Source organism: Lignipirellula cremea, from assembly GCF_056501455.1.
Window position 1 is genome coordinate 1,122,092 of the sequence record NZ_CM151415.1, and the last position, 13,287, is coordinate 1,135,378.

Annotated in this window: 12 protein-coding genes; 7 read left to right on the forward strand and 5 right to left on the reverse strand. The window is 64.6% G+C overall.

What is annotated here, in order from left to right; translation table 11 throughout:
- Window positions 1-40 precede the first annotated feature (40 nt).
- From SH602x_RS04415 to SH602x_RS04425, 3 genes are all read left to right on the forward strand, one after another.
- On the forward strand, window positions 41-922 hold the full coding sequence (locus SH602x_RS04415; protein ID WP_479475641.1) for a DUF1559 family PulG-like putative transporter: 882 nt from the start codon (window positions 41-43) through the stop codon (window positions 920-922).
- A gap of 87 nt (window positions 923-1,009) precedes the next feature.
- Window positions 1,010-1,849, forward strand: a complete 840-nt coding sequence (locus SH602x_RS04420) for a BPL-N domain-containing protein (protein WP_479475642.1) — start codon at window positions 1,010-1,012, stop codon at window positions 1,847-1,849.
- Between the two features lie 109 nt (window positions 1,850-1,958).
- A complete protein-coding gene (locus SH602x_RS04425; protein ID WP_479475643.1) occupies window positions 1,959-2,687 on the forward strand; it encodes an FMN-binding negative transcriptional regulator in 729 nt (242 codons plus the stop codon).
- On the opposite strand, the gene SH602x_RS04430 is transcribed toward SH602x_RS04425, so the two are convergent.
- Entirely contained in the window at window positions 2,684-3,682 is a 999-nt protein-coding gene (locus tag SH602x_RS04430) for an NAD-dependent epimerase/dehydratase family protein (protein ID WP_479475644.1), read from the reverse strand. The genes SH602x_RS04425 and SH602x_RS04430 overlap by 4 nt on opposite strands.
- A 108-nt stretch (window positions 3,683-3,790) precedes the next feature.
- Between SH602x_RS04430 and SH602x_RS04435 the strand changes: the two genes are divergently transcribed.
- Together SH602x_RS04435 and SH602x_RS04440 are read left to right on the forward strand one after the other, a co-directional pair.
- Entirely contained in the window at window positions 3,791-4,933 is a 1,143-nt protein-coding gene (locus tag SH602x_RS04435) for an N-acetyltransferase (RefSeq protein ID WP_479475645.1), read from the forward strand.
- Window positions 4,934-5,050: 117 nt separating this feature from the next.
- A protein-coding gene (locus SH602x_RS04440; protein WP_479472857.1) for an IS630 family transposase occupies window positions 5,051-6,195 on the forward strand; the annotation gives its coding sequence in 2 pieces (ribosomal slippage) (window positions 5,051-5,498 and window positions 5,498-6,195; 1,146 coding nt in all).
- 161 nt (window positions 6,196-6,356) lie between these two features.
- Here the strand turns inward: SH602x_RS04440 and SH602x_RS04445 are convergent.
- Window positions 6,357-6,689, reverse strand: a complete 333-nt coding sequence (locus tag SH602x_RS04445; protein WP_479469688.1) for a hypothetical protein — start codon at window positions 6,687-6,689, stop codon at window positions 6,357-6,359.
- A 324-nt stretch (window positions 6,690-7,013) separates the two neighbouring features.
- Here SH602x_RS04445 and SH602x_RS04450 point away from each other — a divergent pair, with 324 nt between their 5' ends.
- Window positions 7,014-7,193: a hypothetical protein gene (locus SH602x_RS04450; protein ID WP_479475646.1), complete on the forward strand. Its 180-nt coding sequence runs from the start codon at window positions 7,014-7,016 to the stop codon at window positions 7,191-7,193.
- Window positions 7,194-7,332: 139 nt separating this feature from the next.
- Here the strand turns inward: SH602x_RS04450 and SH602x_RS04455 are convergent, their stop codons facing one another.
- From SH602x_RS04455 to SH602x_RS04465, 3 genes are all read right to left on the reverse strand, one after another.
- A complete protein-coding gene (locus SH602x_RS04455; RefSeq protein WP_479475647.1) occupies window positions 7,333-8,709 on the reverse strand; it encodes an OprO/OprP family phosphate-selective porin in 1,377 nt (458 codons plus the stop codon).
- Window positions 8,710-8,983: 274 nt separating this feature from the next.
- Complete coding sequence (locus SH602x_RS04460; protein WP_479475648.1) at window positions 8,984-10,369, reverse strand: sensor histidine kinase; 1,386 nt, start codon at window positions 10,367-10,369, stop codon at window positions 8,984-8,986.
- 76 nt (window positions 10,370-10,445) lie between these two features.
- Window positions 10,446-11,120, reverse strand: a complete 675-nt coding sequence (locus tag SH602x_RS04465) for a response regulator transcription factor (protein ID WP_479475649.1) — start codon at window positions 11,118-11,120, stop codon at window positions 10,446-10,448.
- 402 nt (window positions 11,121-11,522) lie between these two features.
- Here SH602x_RS04465 and SH602x_RS04470 point away from each other — a divergent pair, with 402 nt between their 5' ends.
- The gene (locus SH602x_RS04470) at window positions 11,523-13,256 is read left to right on the forward strand and encodes a SulP family inorganic anion transporter (RefSeq protein ID WP_479475650.1); all 1,734 of its coding nucleotides are present in this window, start codon (window positions 11,523-11,525) and stop codon (window positions 13,254-13,256) included.
- Window positions 13,257-13,287: the final 31 nt, after the last annotated feature.

Consider the following 13,287-nt stretch of genomic DNA (forward strand, 5'->3'; position numbering starts at 1 on the left):
TCTTCCTCCGTTCGCGACACTTCGTTCCCAGGCCTGATTCATGCGTCTTTCTCTCCGTCGTTCCGGATTCACGCTCGTCGAACTGCTGGTCGTCATCGCGATCATCGGCGTGCTGGTCGCTTTGCTTCTGCCTGCCGTCCAGGCAGCGCGGGAGGCGGCGAACCGCATGTCGTGCGGTAACAATCTCAAGCAGATCGGCCTGTCGCTGCATAACTATCACGACACGAACAAAGTCTTTCCGGCGGCCTACTACTGGGACGGAACGACGATCGGCGTCCCCGGATGGGGCTGGCAGACGTCGCTGCTGCCGTTCATCGAGGAGTCGCCCCTCTTCGATCAATTGAACCCGGCGCAGAACAACTGCCTCGATACGCCCGCGTTTCGCTCGCTCGCGGAGATTCCGATCAGTTCCTATCGGTGCCCCAGCGATCCGACGGATGATCTGAACGCTTCGCGAAACAGCTTCGCGTCGTCGAGCTACTGCGCCGTCTTCGGAACGGCAGTCTCCACCGCAGCTCATCCCAGCGGCACGCTCAACGGTCAGACGACCAAGGCGAATACCGGCATCTTCGGTCGGAACAGCGCCGTGAAGATGGCGTCGGTCACCGACGGGCTGAGCAATACGGTCTTCGTCGGCGACCGTCACCGCGGCCTGAACAAGACCGTCACGTACAGCGGAGGTATCTGGGTCGGCTACGCCCAGGGGACCGGGTACGTAGCGAACATGCAAACGCTCAACGGGCTGGACCCGCATAAGCTGTACGGAACCAATGCGTTCGCCTTCAACAGCTTCCACTCGGGTAGAGTCGTGCAATTCGCTTACGGCGACGGCTCTGTCCGATCGGTGCCCGAAACGACCGAGGCGATCGTCCTTAACGCCCTGTCCGATCGCGCGGACGGCGCCGCCGTGAACCTGCCGTAGTCGACGGTCCGATGTTCCGGTCGACCTGATGACTCCCACTGTGCGAATCGTTAGCGCTCCTGCCGCATTTTTCCCGCTGAAAGCCTCATGATCCGACCCCTGCTGCACGCCGCGTCGTTCGCGGTTCTGTTCCTCGCGTTCAGCCTCTCCGCGTTCGCTGGCGACGTGGTTCGCGTCGCGATCTATGATCACTCGGACGGTTCCGCCGGCGGGCCGAAGAACCTTCTGAGGATTCTGACGGAGGAGACCGGCTTCCGCTGCGTCCGCGTCTCGCCGCAGGAGATCCGCGACGGAGCGCTGAAGGAGGCCGACGTCCTGATCGTGCCCGGCGGATCGGGAAGCCTGCAGGCGAAGAACCTGGAGGAGAGCGGTCGCGAGATCGTGAAGGACTTCGTGCGGAACGGCGGCGGCTACGTCGGCATCTGCGCGGGCAGCTATCTGGCCAGCAGTCACTACGACTGGTCGCTTCATCTGATCAACGCTCAGGTGTTCGATCGCGAACATTGGGCCCGCGGAACGGGGGACGTGGTCCTGAAGTTCACGCAGCCCGGCAAGGAGGCGTTCGGCAAGACGCAGGAAGAAATCGGCGTCTACTACGGACAGGGACCGCTGCTCGTGCCGGACAATAAGTCGGACCTCCCGGCTTACGAACCCCTCGCCCTCTACGCGAGCGAGATCGCGAAGAAAGGCGCTCCCACCGGCGTGATGATCGGCACGACGGCGCTAGCCCGCGCGACGTACGGAGAGGGTCGCGTGCTCTGCATCAGTTGCCATCCGGAAAAGACCGGCGGACCGAACGAGCTGATTCCGATCAGCGTCGGCTGGGCCGCGGGTCGCGAACTGACGGAGATCGAACTCGCGCCGGCTCCGCCTGTCGAATCGAAGGATCCCGCGACGGAAGAGGCCGTCGGCGCCACGGCTTCGTGATCGTCGCGACCCAGGGCCGATGCCGATGAGCGAGCGATGCAGGCGCGGGGCGCTGCGTCTGAACCGTGCGAGCGCGCAGGCGCTCTAATCGATCCGCAGGCGAGCGTCCATGAACGCTTGCCCGATTTCGATAAGCCGGATCGAGTCGCAAGGCGCCATGTACGTACCGTCCGCGTTTCGCGTCGAGGATTTCGCCAAGCTCGCGGCGTTCATCGATCGGCATGGCTTCGCGACGCTGATTACGTCCGACGGCGCGGCGCCGTTCGCGAGCCACCTTCCGATGCTGTTCGATCCCGAGCGCGGCGCGAACGGGACGCTGATCGCCCATATGGCCCGGGCGAATCCGCAATGGCGTCAGTTCGCGACCGGCGTCGAGACCTTGACGATCTTTCAGGGTCCGCATGCCTACGTCTCGCCCGCGTGGTACGCGACGGAGCCTGCCGTTCCGACCTGGAACTACGCCGCGGTTCACGCCTACGGCGTGCCGACGATCATCGAAGATCACGAGCGTACGATCGAGCTGCTGAGTCGGACGGTCGCCCGGTATGAGGCAAGCTTCGATCCCCCCTGGAACGGCGAGCTTCCGGCGGAGTATCGCGACGGCCTGATTCGCGCGATCGTCGCCTTCGAGATTCGCGTCACGCGGATCGAGGGGAAGTTCAAGCTCGGCCAGAATCGGTCCGTCGCCGATCAGCAGGGAGTCTTCGACGCGCTGTCGCAGTCGTCGGACGCCATGTCGCGCGACCTCGCCGATCTGATGCTCGCCGGATGCGAAGCGCCCGCCGCAGCGAAGACCGTGGAGAATTCGCCCCTCGATCGCCAAGACCGCGACGCTTAGCGCCGTCGTATGCCGTACCGCGCGAAGTAGCCGTTCTCGCGGAACCAGGCGTAAGTTTCGTTCAACGTCTGGTCGATCGGGCGATTAGAATAGCCGAACGCCCGCTTCGCCTTGTCGCTCGAATAGCAGTGACACTGCGAGCCCATCGCGATCGCGGCGGAGTTGATCTCCGACTCGTCGCCCGATTTTTTCGCGATCCGGTCGTAATGCCACGACCCGATCGCGCGGATCGCGGGGCCGATCGGCCAGACGGGCTTGCGGTGGCCGCCCAGCTCGGCGAAGCGACTCCAGAGATCGCGATAGGAAACGTTGTAGCCGGCCAGGCAGAAGTCGTCGTTCCAGATTCCCTTCTCGACGATCGCCAGCGTTCCGTCGGCGACGTCCCGGGCGTCGCAGACGCTGCATCCGCCGGTCGGATAGACGAGCGGCTTCTTCTGCAGCGTTTCGAGCATCATCTTGCCCGAGGACGGCTTCCAGTCGTACGGCCCCAGCATGAAGCCGGGATAGACGATCGTCGCGCGGAGGCCCTGCGGCTGTTCGGCCCTGATCGCGTCTTCGGCTTCGCGCTTGGTCACCACATAAGAGCAGGCGACGAAGTCCTCCAGCTTCGTGGTCTCGTCGGCGGGGTCCTCGATGCTCTTTCGCCCGAGCGTGTTGACCGTCGAGACGTGGACCAGCGGCACATTCCGTTCCCGCGCCGCGCGGGCGAGCGCGGCGGTTCCCTGCACGTTGATCCGCCGGGACTCGTCTAGCTTCGTCCAGCCGATGTGGATGAACCCGGCACAGTGGATGATCGCGTCGACCCCCTCCGCCAGGGCAGGCAGCGAAGCCGCGTCTGAGAGATCGCTCTTGCGGAACTCGACGTTCAGTCCCTGAAACGTCGGGCCAGCCGTCTCCGACCGGACGGCGGCGACGACCTGCCACCCCCGCTGGAGGGCCTGGCGGATGACGTTGTTGCCCAGAAGTCCGGTTCCGCCCGTGACTGAAACTCGCATCTGCGCCCCTCCTTGGATTGCCGAGATTCGGTCGAGCCGGCAAACTGGTTCGATCTTGCGGCCTGCGAGCCGCCGCGAGCGAGCATTCCCGTCGATCAGGAGCGCCCAGTGGCCGGAACGGAAGTCGTCGTCGCGGATACCAGACGCCTCGGCAAGGCGTTTCTGGAACTGCCGTGGCGATTATATCAGGACGATCCGAACTGGGTTCCGCCGCTGCGAGGCAGGCAGAAGGAGGTCACCGGCTACGTCAAGGATCCCTTCTTCGCCGTCGCCTCGCGGAAGCCTTTCGTGGCGCTCCGCGACGGGAAGCCGGTGGGCCGCTTGCTCGCGCTGGTGAACCCCGTCCACAACGAACGCTACAAGGAGAAGCGGGGCTTCGTCGGCTTCTTCGAATCGGAGAACGATCCGGAGATCTCGAACGCCCTGTTCACGGCCGCGGCGGAATGGCTGCGGGAGCAGGGAATGGACGCCATGCGAGGTCCCTGCAACCCGTCCCTCAATTACGAGATCGGCCTGCTGGTCGAGGGCTTCGACGAGCCCCCCACGTTCCTGATGACCTACAACCCGCCCTGGTACGAGGGGCTCTGGGACCAGTTCGGCTGGAAGAAGACGCAGGATCTCTACGCTTACTACGGGCATGTCGACATGCTCGGGTCGCTGAACAAGAAACTCGACTTCGTGGTGAACGAATCGATCCGGCGCTTCAACATCAAGCTTCGCAAGATGGAGCCCCGCCGGTTCGAGCAGGACGTGCGGACTTTCCTGAACCTCTACAACGTCTCGCTGCAGGGAACGTGGGGCTTCACGCCGATGTCCGAAGCGGAGGTGACCGCCTCGGCCAAAGGTCTCAAGCGCCTACTCGTTCCGGAGATGACGTCGATCGCCGAGGTCGACGGCAAGCCGATCGGCGCCGCGCTCGGCATCCTGGATTTCAACCCAGTCATCAAGCAGATCGACGGACGGCTCTTTCCCTTCGGCTTCATCCGCCTGCTCAACAGCAAACGAAAGATCAAGCGCGTCCGGATCGTGAGCGCGAACGTCACGCCCGAGTATCAGCGCTGGGGCATCGGCATTGCGCTGATGGCGCGGTTGCTGCCCGACGTGCTGGGCTACGGAGCGATCGAAGAGGGCGAGTTCTCCTGGGTGCTGGAGTCCAACCGCCAGAGCCGCGGCGCGCTCGAAGGGGGCGGCGCCAAACGGACGAAGACCTATCGCCTGTACGACTACGATCTCACGCCGGCGACGGGGTGAAGCGCAGGCGACGGCTTTACTTCGTAGTAGTCGACCTGGCTTTATTCGTCAGGCGGAGGTTAACCTGATTTCGCGGAGGGAGTCGAGGGATCGTTTTCGATTTTCGCGGAGGCAGGGATGCCGGCAACGAACGAAAAGCTGGAAGTTCGTCTGACGCCTGAGACCCGGGCGGAGCTCGCGGCGTTCGTCCGCAAAGGGGACTCGCCGGCGGCGAAAGTTCGCCGGACGAGGATCCTGCTCCTGTCCGATCGCGAGCACGTCGACGGTCGTCGCACCGACGGCACGATCGCCGAGATCGTGGGGCTCTCCGAGCGGCAGGTCTGCCGGATTCGGCAAGCCTTCGTCCGCGAAGGAAACGTCGCCGCGGCGATCGAACGGAAGGCCCGCTCGGCTCCCGGCGTCCAGCCGATCTTCGACGGTCGCTCCGAAGCGAAGCTCGTTCTGCTGGCCTGCTCGACGCCGCCCGGCGGACGCAAGGCCTGGACGATGCAGCTTCTGGCCGACGAGGCGATGCGGCTGTCGATCGTGACGAAGGTCTCCGAAGAGACGGTTCGCCAGACGCTCAAAAAAACAGGCTGCAGCCCTGGCGGACGCGGCGCTTCTGCATCCCGGAGAAGGATCTCGCCCGCTTCGTCGCCCGCATGGAGAAGCTGCTCGACGTCTACGCCGAATCGTTCGACGACGAGCACGTGCTGATCTGCATGGACGAGGCGGCCAAGCAGATCCTGGCCGACGTCGAGCCGTCGCTGCCGATGACGCCGGGCCAGCCCCGCCGCGAGGACCATCACTACGAGCGCCGCGGCGTGCGGTCGATCTTCTTGTTCTTCGATCCCGTCGGCGGCTGGCGTCGCGTCTCCGGTCGCGACGGTCGAACGCGAGTCGACTGGGCCGAAGAAGTCGCCGAGCTGCTCGAGCGGGACTATCCCCGGGCCGAACTCGTCACGCTGGTCTGCGACAACCTCAACACGCACGACGTCGCGAGCCTGTACCATGCCTTCGACGCCGAGCGGGCGCATCGCCTGGCCCAGCGCCTGCGGATCGTCTACACGCCCAAGAACGGCAGCTGGCTCAACATGGCCGAGTTCGAGCTTTCCGTCCTGACGCGGCAGTGCGTCGGGCGACGCTTCGAAAGCGCGGCCGAGATGGACGAAGCGATGGCCGTCTGGCAGCGCGAACGCAACCGCCTGCGTCAGGCTGCGACCTGGCGCTTCACGACGGACGACGCTCGCGTCAAACTCAAACATCTCTACCCCAACGCCTGACGAATAAGGCTTGGTCGACTAGTAGGTCAGGCACTGCCTGACGGCTATCGCAGGACGGATCGAGCCTGAGTCAGTGCGTCGATGCGGCGGCGAGTCGATCGAGCGAGGACGCGAATCGAAGTAGCCGTCAGGCGATGCCTGACCTGCGAGACGACCGCTCGTCACGCGCCATGGGCGCCGAGGTCGGCCAGCAACTCGCTCATCTCGCCTGCGGCGTGGTGGTCGCCTTGTACGCGGGCTTCTTCGACGCCCGCGCGAAGGACGGCGCGCGATCGCGAAATCTCGTCGGCATCGGCCAGGATCTGACCGGCCTTGAAGAAGGCTGGAATATAAGGCGGAGTCTCGCGCTGCAGTTCCGCCAGCTTCTCGACCGCCGGCTCGATCTCTCCCTCCTTCGCCATCTCGATGGCGAGCGCGTAGCGGAGGAACAGATCCTTCGGCTCGTCGAGGAGCATCGCTTCGATCTTCTGGCGTCGGGTCGGCGTGTCGGTCATGGACGGATCGGTGCGGAGTCAGCGGATAGGACGCGGATCATTCTACTCCCGCTCGCCCGCGCCGCGGCGTCTTACGATCCCGGACGCGTATGCCCGGAGCGTTACGCCCCGATGCGTCGCGAAACCTTGCGACTCCTTAACGCCAAACCTTATGTCTCCTTAAGCTGAAGCGCTTTTCACCATTTCGCCGTAGCGTCTTCTTGTCGCACGCTCGATAGTGACCAGGGAGACTCGTCCTGACGTCTCCGCCGCAACTGACGGGACGATCGTCCTTACGGAAGGGCATCCCGTCGCGGCTTCGCGTTACAAGGAGACGTGCTTACCATGCGTCGTCAACTCGCTGCCTTCGGCGTCGCCTGCGCCGTCATGATCGTCTGCTTCGCTCCGGGCGCTCTTTGCGCCGCGATCGTGAAGGTGGCTCCTTCGTTCGTGCCCCATGAAGTGGCGGCCCACCGCTCCGAAGCGCATCCGACCGCGCATCATCCGATCCGAACGAACCACTGAGCTGCGCACGCTCGCAAGCGCTCGCCCTCTCTCGCCATCCGTTCGTGGCGACAGGCTGCAGGAACTTCCCTATGCAGCCTGTCGCGCGAGTCTGGTACGGCGGCGCTCGTGTCGGCAGAACGAGATCGGGCGCGAGAGCCTAGAAGTCTAGCTGTCCGCGTACCGCGAAGACGTCGACCTCGCTGCTGCCGTTGACGGGGCTGTCGAGGAAGCCGTGGATGTAGTTGAACTGGAACTTCGTGTAACGGTTCAGATACCAATTCACGCCCGCGGTCAGATCCGTCAGGCGACCGCCGTCGATATCTTCGTCGGTGACGTCGATCGTCGACCAGCGTCCGGCGACTTCCCACGCTCCCCAACCGCCACATTTGCCGACCGGACAGAGTGGATCGACGCGGCCGAACACTCCTGCCTTGCGGTTGTACGGACGATGCTCCCCGGTGAGCAGGCAGGCGGTCTCCGCGTACGCGCCCGTGAACTCGGCGGTCGTCGCTCCGCCGGGCCGGTTCACCGTGAGGTGAAAGGCTTCCGCCGTGGCGTACCACGATCCGTACGACGCGGCGAGTTCCGCGTTGAACATGTTCACGTCGTCGACGTCCAGCACGCCCGTGTCGACGAAGAACGGGATCTGCGTCAGACCGGGCGGAACGACCGGCGCGGTGCCCGTTTCGCTGACGAAGATCTCCGGCGTCTGGCGGTACTGCACCTGATCGCTCGCCGGGTCGAGATACTCGTAACCGCCGCCGAGATGCACGATGCTGCGATCGGAGTCGTACAGCAGGATCGTCTCGCGCGTGGAGAGTCCGTAGCCGCCGTTATCGCCGACGGATCCGCCGTAGGGATCGACCGGGTAGCGAAAGCCGGAGACGGCGTACGTTCCCATCTCGTCCAGAAACGTGCCGTACGACATCACGCCGGTCTGACGGAAAGGGAGGAACGCGAACGGGAGCGGACGCTCCAGGAACACGATCTCCCGGATGCTGGTCATCCCGGTGAAGCTGAACGGCTGACGGAACTGTCCGACGCGCACCGTATTGCCCGTTCCGCCGATATCCTGCACCTCAAGCCAGACGTCCATGAAACTCGGTCGGCCCGGGAAGGCGAAGTCCATCTCGAGGGAGTAGCCGACGTTCTCCCAGGCCTGACCGACCGCTGCGAGCCGTGCGCGGCGGAAGTCGGTTCCGTCCGGCGCGTCGCCGACGGCGGCGATGTTGTTCGGCGACTGGTCGAACCAGGCGGAATCGACCTGAAAGAATCCGGTCAGCTTCACCGTCGGCCACTTCGACTCCGCCGGCGGCCCGACAGGGGCCGCGTAGGCGATCGGAGGCGAGGCGTCGGCTGCGCTCTGCAGCGCGTCGATCTGCGCCTGCATGGCCGCCAGTCGCGCCTCGACTTCCGACGTGTAGACCTGATCGGGATCCGGAGGAACGGGCGGCGAGTTTTGGCCGTACGCCGTTGTCGCGAACGCGGTCGCGAGGCACGCGACAAGCGCCGCACTCAGAAAGCTCTTGGTCATCGCTGCGCAGGGTCAGAAGCCGGATCGAACGACGGTAACGACTCGGTCGCCTCTGCCGATCGTTCGGGGGGCGCGGGTCTTACCGGTTCGATCGAAGTTCTGCCGGAGCGGTCGCTCCGGATCTGCTTCGAACATCGGTCGGAACAGGCGTGCGCTGCTTCGAAAGAGCGAAAATTCCGTATGTACGTCGCGAAGGTTAATAGCCCTTCATCCGGGACAAGCGTTCCGCAGCGTTCGATCGATAGAAGAGGATCCGCAGGGCCATGGCCGGAGGCTACGGCGTATCCTCGATATCGTTCTCTCCTGGCCCGGCGTCCCCCTTCGCGAGGGGGAGCGAGATCAGAAACGAGGCGCCCTTTCCCGGATCGCTTTCGACTCGAATCGTTCCGCCGTGCGACTCGACGATCGCCCGGACGAGGGCGAGCCCGAGGCCGAAGCCTTTCGACGCGCGATCGCCATGACGATCGGAAGCGCCGCGATAGAAGCGATCGAAGATCTTCGGCTGCTCCTCGATCGGAATGCCGATGCCGTCGTCCTGCACCGCGATCTCGACGGCGTTCCCGTTTCCGGTCGTCGTCATCTTCAGGTCGATCCGACCCCCGGCGCTGACGTGCTTGAGCGCGTTGTCGAGCAGGTTGTTGAGCGCCTGACGCAGGCGGATCTCCGATCCCTCGATGACGGCGGGCGACGTCGTCGCGATCAGTCGCACGCCGCTCGATTCCGCCGCGGGACGGAAGGCCGCCGCCGTCTTCTCGACCAGGGCGTGGAGAGAGACGCGATCGCCGAAGTTCCGCAGCCGATCGGCTTCGCTTTCGTACAGCGCGAGCAGGGCCGCGACCAGTTCCTGCAGCGTGTCGCATTCTTCGAGCACGTCGCTCAGCGTCGCCTCGTATTCGTCAAGCTTACGCGGCGACGCCAGCGATACCTCGGCCGCGCTCCGGATCGCGGCGAGCGGCGTGCGAAGCTCATGCGCCGCATGCGCCAGGACGTCTTCGCGCCGCTCGAGTTCCGCAGTCACGCGATCGAACAGCCGATTGAATTCGATCGCCATCTTGTCGAATTCGTCGCCGGTCCCTCGCACCGGCAGACGTTCGCCCCTTCGCACGGGTAGCAGCCCCGCCGCCTGCTCGGTCAGCGTTCCGATGACCTGCGTGACCTGACCGGCGAGGAACCAGCCGATGGCCAGGGCGATCGGTACGACGCAGGCGGTGACGAACAACGAAAGCAGATCGACGTTCGCGATCTCGTCGCGCAACGGCGCCAGCGGAATGCCGGTGCGGACGATCCAGGTCGCACCCGAGGAGTTCGTCACGCTCCGCTGGATCATGCGATAGTCGCCCGCGAAGAAGGGCGTATCGTCGCGCGGCGACGCGATGACCAGGTCGGGCGGCGGATGGTCGGTCGTCTCCCACAGCTTCTCGCCGCGCTCGTCGAAGATGGCGACGAACCGGCCATGCCTGGGGTGACGGTACCAGGCCTTCAATTCGGTCAGCGGCGAAGATTCAGGCGACGTGGGCGCCGCCGTCAACGCGTCCGCGACGACCTGCAAATCGTCGACCAGAAACTGGTCGAGCTCGTGCTGCAACGCCTGTCGTACGCCGATCTGCATCCCGACCAGCGCCGCCGCGGCGGTCGCCAGGGCTGCGATCGCGTTCCACATCGTCAGCCGAAATCGGAGAGTGCGAAGCAGCTTCATCGGCGGACGGATCGCAACGGTGGGCGAAGTAGCCTGAGTTTCAGGCGTCGGTTCTCAAAGCGTAGCCTCGACCCCGCACGGTCACGATGAGCGAGTCCGTGAAACCGCGATCGAGTTTGCGCCGCAAATGGTTGATGTGAACCTCGATCAGGTTCGACATCCCTTCCCAGTCCTCGCCCCAGACCTGTTCGCTGAGCATCTTCCGTGTCACGACGCTTCCGCGATGCCGCATCAGAAACTCCAGGATCGTGAATTCCGTAGGGGAGAGATCGATCTCCTTCCCCTCGCGAGTCACGCGTCGCGAGGCGAGGTCGAGATTGACCGAACCGAACGCACGCTGCATGGCCGGTCGCTCGCCCGCCCGACGGCAGAGCGCCTGCAATCTCGCGAGCAGTTCGGCGAAGGCGAAAGGTTTGACCATGTAGTCGTCGCCGCCGCTTTCGAGCCCGCGGACGCGGTCTTCCACGCTCCCGAGCGCGGTCAGGATCAGCGTCGGCGTGCCGATCCCCTCCTGTCGGAGCGTCGCCAGCAGATCGAGTCCCGATCCGTCGGGCAGCATCAGGTCGAGCACGACCGCGTCGAACCGCCTCGTGCGAGCGGCCGCGAGTCCGGCTTCCAGCGTCTTTTCCCAGACGCAGGCGTGGCCCGCTTCTTCCAGGCCCTGGCGGATCGACTTGCCCAGGCGTTGTTCGTCTTCGACGAGCAGGAGTTCCATGAATGCGTCGCAACGGGAAAGCAATGGCGGAAAGTTCAGCAGCGTAAGCCCCGGCAGCCCCGGCGATACCGGCATCTGAACGACGCTGAATGTCTTTTAACGATTCTGAATCTAGCGTCGGACGCCGTCGGTCGTAATTATCAGTGAGTCGAACGACCGTCGCACAGCCCCTCACGGAGTTGCGACGTGGTTCGGCCTGATTTCTTCGGAGACGAGCGTTTCGCCAGCGGCGCGGCCCCCCTCCTGCCGGCCCGCGAGGTTTGCGTCAGTTCTCGCCGGAGCCCCTCGGGGCTCCCTCGTGAAACGCCTGGAACGGTCTCCCGCTCAGCTCGCTCAGTATCGCGTTCGGAAAACCGACGCGGACGAACGCTCGAAGTACGCGCCTCCAGAAAAGAGCTCGCTATGACCGTGACTTCGAAAGATCGTGAAGCCGCCTGGGACGAGACGCCCCCGCTTCCGGAAACGGAGCCCGGAGACCTCGCTTCCCGTTCCGGCGAGGAGGTTCCGATCGGGACGCTCCCGAGGGCGTTCAAGTTCGCCCGGTACGACTTCGTTTCAGGCTTCCTGGTCTTTCTGATCGCGTTGCCGCTCTGCCTGGGTATCTCGCTCGCGTCGGGCTTTCCCGCAATCGCCGGCGTCTTCACCGCGATCATCGGCGGCATCGTCTCGGCGCTGATCAGCAATTCGGAACTGACGATCAAAGGACCGGCGGCGGGGCTGATCGTCATCGTCTTCGGGTGCGTGACGTCGTTCGGGTTCACCAACGGCGAGAACCTGGCGCTGGATCTCGCGGCGTACAAGCTCGCCCTGGGAGTGGCCGTCGCGGCCGCCGGACTTCAAATTTTCCTGGCGATCTCGCGAGCCGGGTCGCTAGGGGAGTTCTTCCCGTCGGCGGCGGTTCACGGACTGCTCGCGGCCATCGGCATCATCATCATCTCGAAGCAACTTCCCGGAATGCTGGGGGTCAAGGCCAGCGGCGAACCGCTGCACCTGCTGGCGTCGATTCCATCATTCATCATGCAGGCCAATCCGGAAATCGCGCTGATCGGCGTGATCGGCCTGGCGATTCTCTTCCTCAAGCCTCTGATTCCCGGCAAATGGGCGAAGGCGATCCCGGGCCAGATGATCGTCGTGCTGGTCGCCGTGCCGCTGGGGATGTACTTCGACCTGACGCACGAGCATACCTACACCTTCGCGAATCACGAGTACACGATCGGCGAAGCGTTCCTCGTCAACGTGCCGTCGAACATGCTCAGCGAGATCACGCTGCCCGACTTCAGGAGCCTGACGACCGGGGTCGGCTGGTACTGGGTCGCGATGTTCGCGATCATCGGCTCGCTCGAATCGCTGCTCAGCGCCAAGGCCATCGATCTGCTCGATCCCTGGAAGCGCAAGACGAATCAGAATCGCGACCTGCTGGCAGTCGGCGTCGGGAATCTCCTGGCGGCGTTCGTCGGCGGTCTGCCGATGATCTCGGAGATCGTCCGCAGCCGGGCGAACGTCGATAACGGCGCCCGCACGCGGTTCGCGAATCTCTATCACGGGGTCTGCCTGGCGGTCTGCGTGGCCGCGATTCCGTTCCTGCTCCATCGCATTCCGATGGCGGCTCTGGCGGCGATGCTCGTTTACACCGGCTTCCGCCTGGCTCATCCGCGGGAGTTCATGGCCGTCTACAAGATCGGCGTCGAACAGTTGATCGTCTTCTGCGTCACGATCGTCGGCGTGCTGGCGATCGATCTGCTCTGGGGCATCGCGATCGGCGTGGCGGCGAAGTTGATCCTGCACGTCCTGATGGGCGCCCCGATCACGTCGCTGTTCATGCCGAGCGCTTCCCTGCAGGACGAATCGGACAAGTCGTGCCGCCTGGTCGCACGCCGCGCTGCGGTCTTCAGCACGTGGATTCCGCTCCGCCGGCGCATCGTCAGGGAGGGGCTCGTCAAAGGACGCGACCTGACGATCGACCTGTCGGGGACGCGCTTCGTCGACCATACGGTGATGGAGAAGTTGCACGAGCTTTCCCACGACTTCGAGGCTGCGGGACTGACGCTGAGCGTCACGGGTCTCGACGATCACCGCCCCGTGTCGGCCCATCCGTTCGCCGCCCGTCGCAAGGCGATTTCGTCGGCGGTCGTCTGATGCGGCCGCTTCCATCGACGACCTGTCCGCG

Bases quoted from the DNA above. Each gene is read 5' to 3' on its own strand.
- SH602x_RS04415 (WP_479475641.1), top strand. From the start codon at position 41: ATGCGTCTTTCTCTCCGTCGTTCCGGATTCACGCTCGTCGAACTGCTG.
- SH602x_RS04420 (WP_479475642.1), top strand. From the start codon at position 1,010: ATGATCCGACCCCTGCTGCACGCCGCGTCGTTCGCGGTTCTGTTCCTC.
- SH602x_RS04425 (WP_479475643.1), top strand. From the start codon at position 1,959: ATGAACGCTTGCCCGATTTCGATAAGCCGGATCGAGTCGCAAGGCGCC.
- SH602x_RS04430 (WP_479475644.1), bottom strand. From the start codon at position 3,682: ATGCGAGTTTCAGTCACGGGCGGAACCGGACTTCTGGGCAACAACGTC.
- SH602x_RS04445 (WP_479469688.1), bottom strand. From the start codon at position 6,689: ATGACCGACACGCCGACCCGACGCCAGAAGATCGAAGCGATGCTCCTC.
- SH602x_RS04450 (WP_479475646.1), top strand. From the start codon at position 7,014: ATGCGTCGTCAACTCGCTGCCTTCGGCGTCGCCTGCGCCGTCATGATC.
- SH602x_RS04455 (WP_479475647.1), bottom strand. From the start codon at position 8,709: ATGACCAAGAGCTTTCTGAGTGCGGCGCTTGTCGCGTGCCTCGCGACC.
- SH602x_RS04460 (WP_479475648.1), bottom strand. From the start codon at position 10,369: ATGTGGAACGCGATCGCAGCCCTGGCGACCGCCGCGGCGGCGCTGGTC.
- SH602x_RS04465 (WP_479475649.1), bottom strand. From the start codon at position 11,120: ATGGAACTCCTGCTCGTCGAAGACGAACAACGCCTGGGCAAGTCGATC.
- SH602x_RS04470 (WP_479475650.1), top strand. From the start codon at position 11,523: ATGACCGTGACTTCGAAAGATCGTGAAGCCGCCTGGGACGAGACGCCC.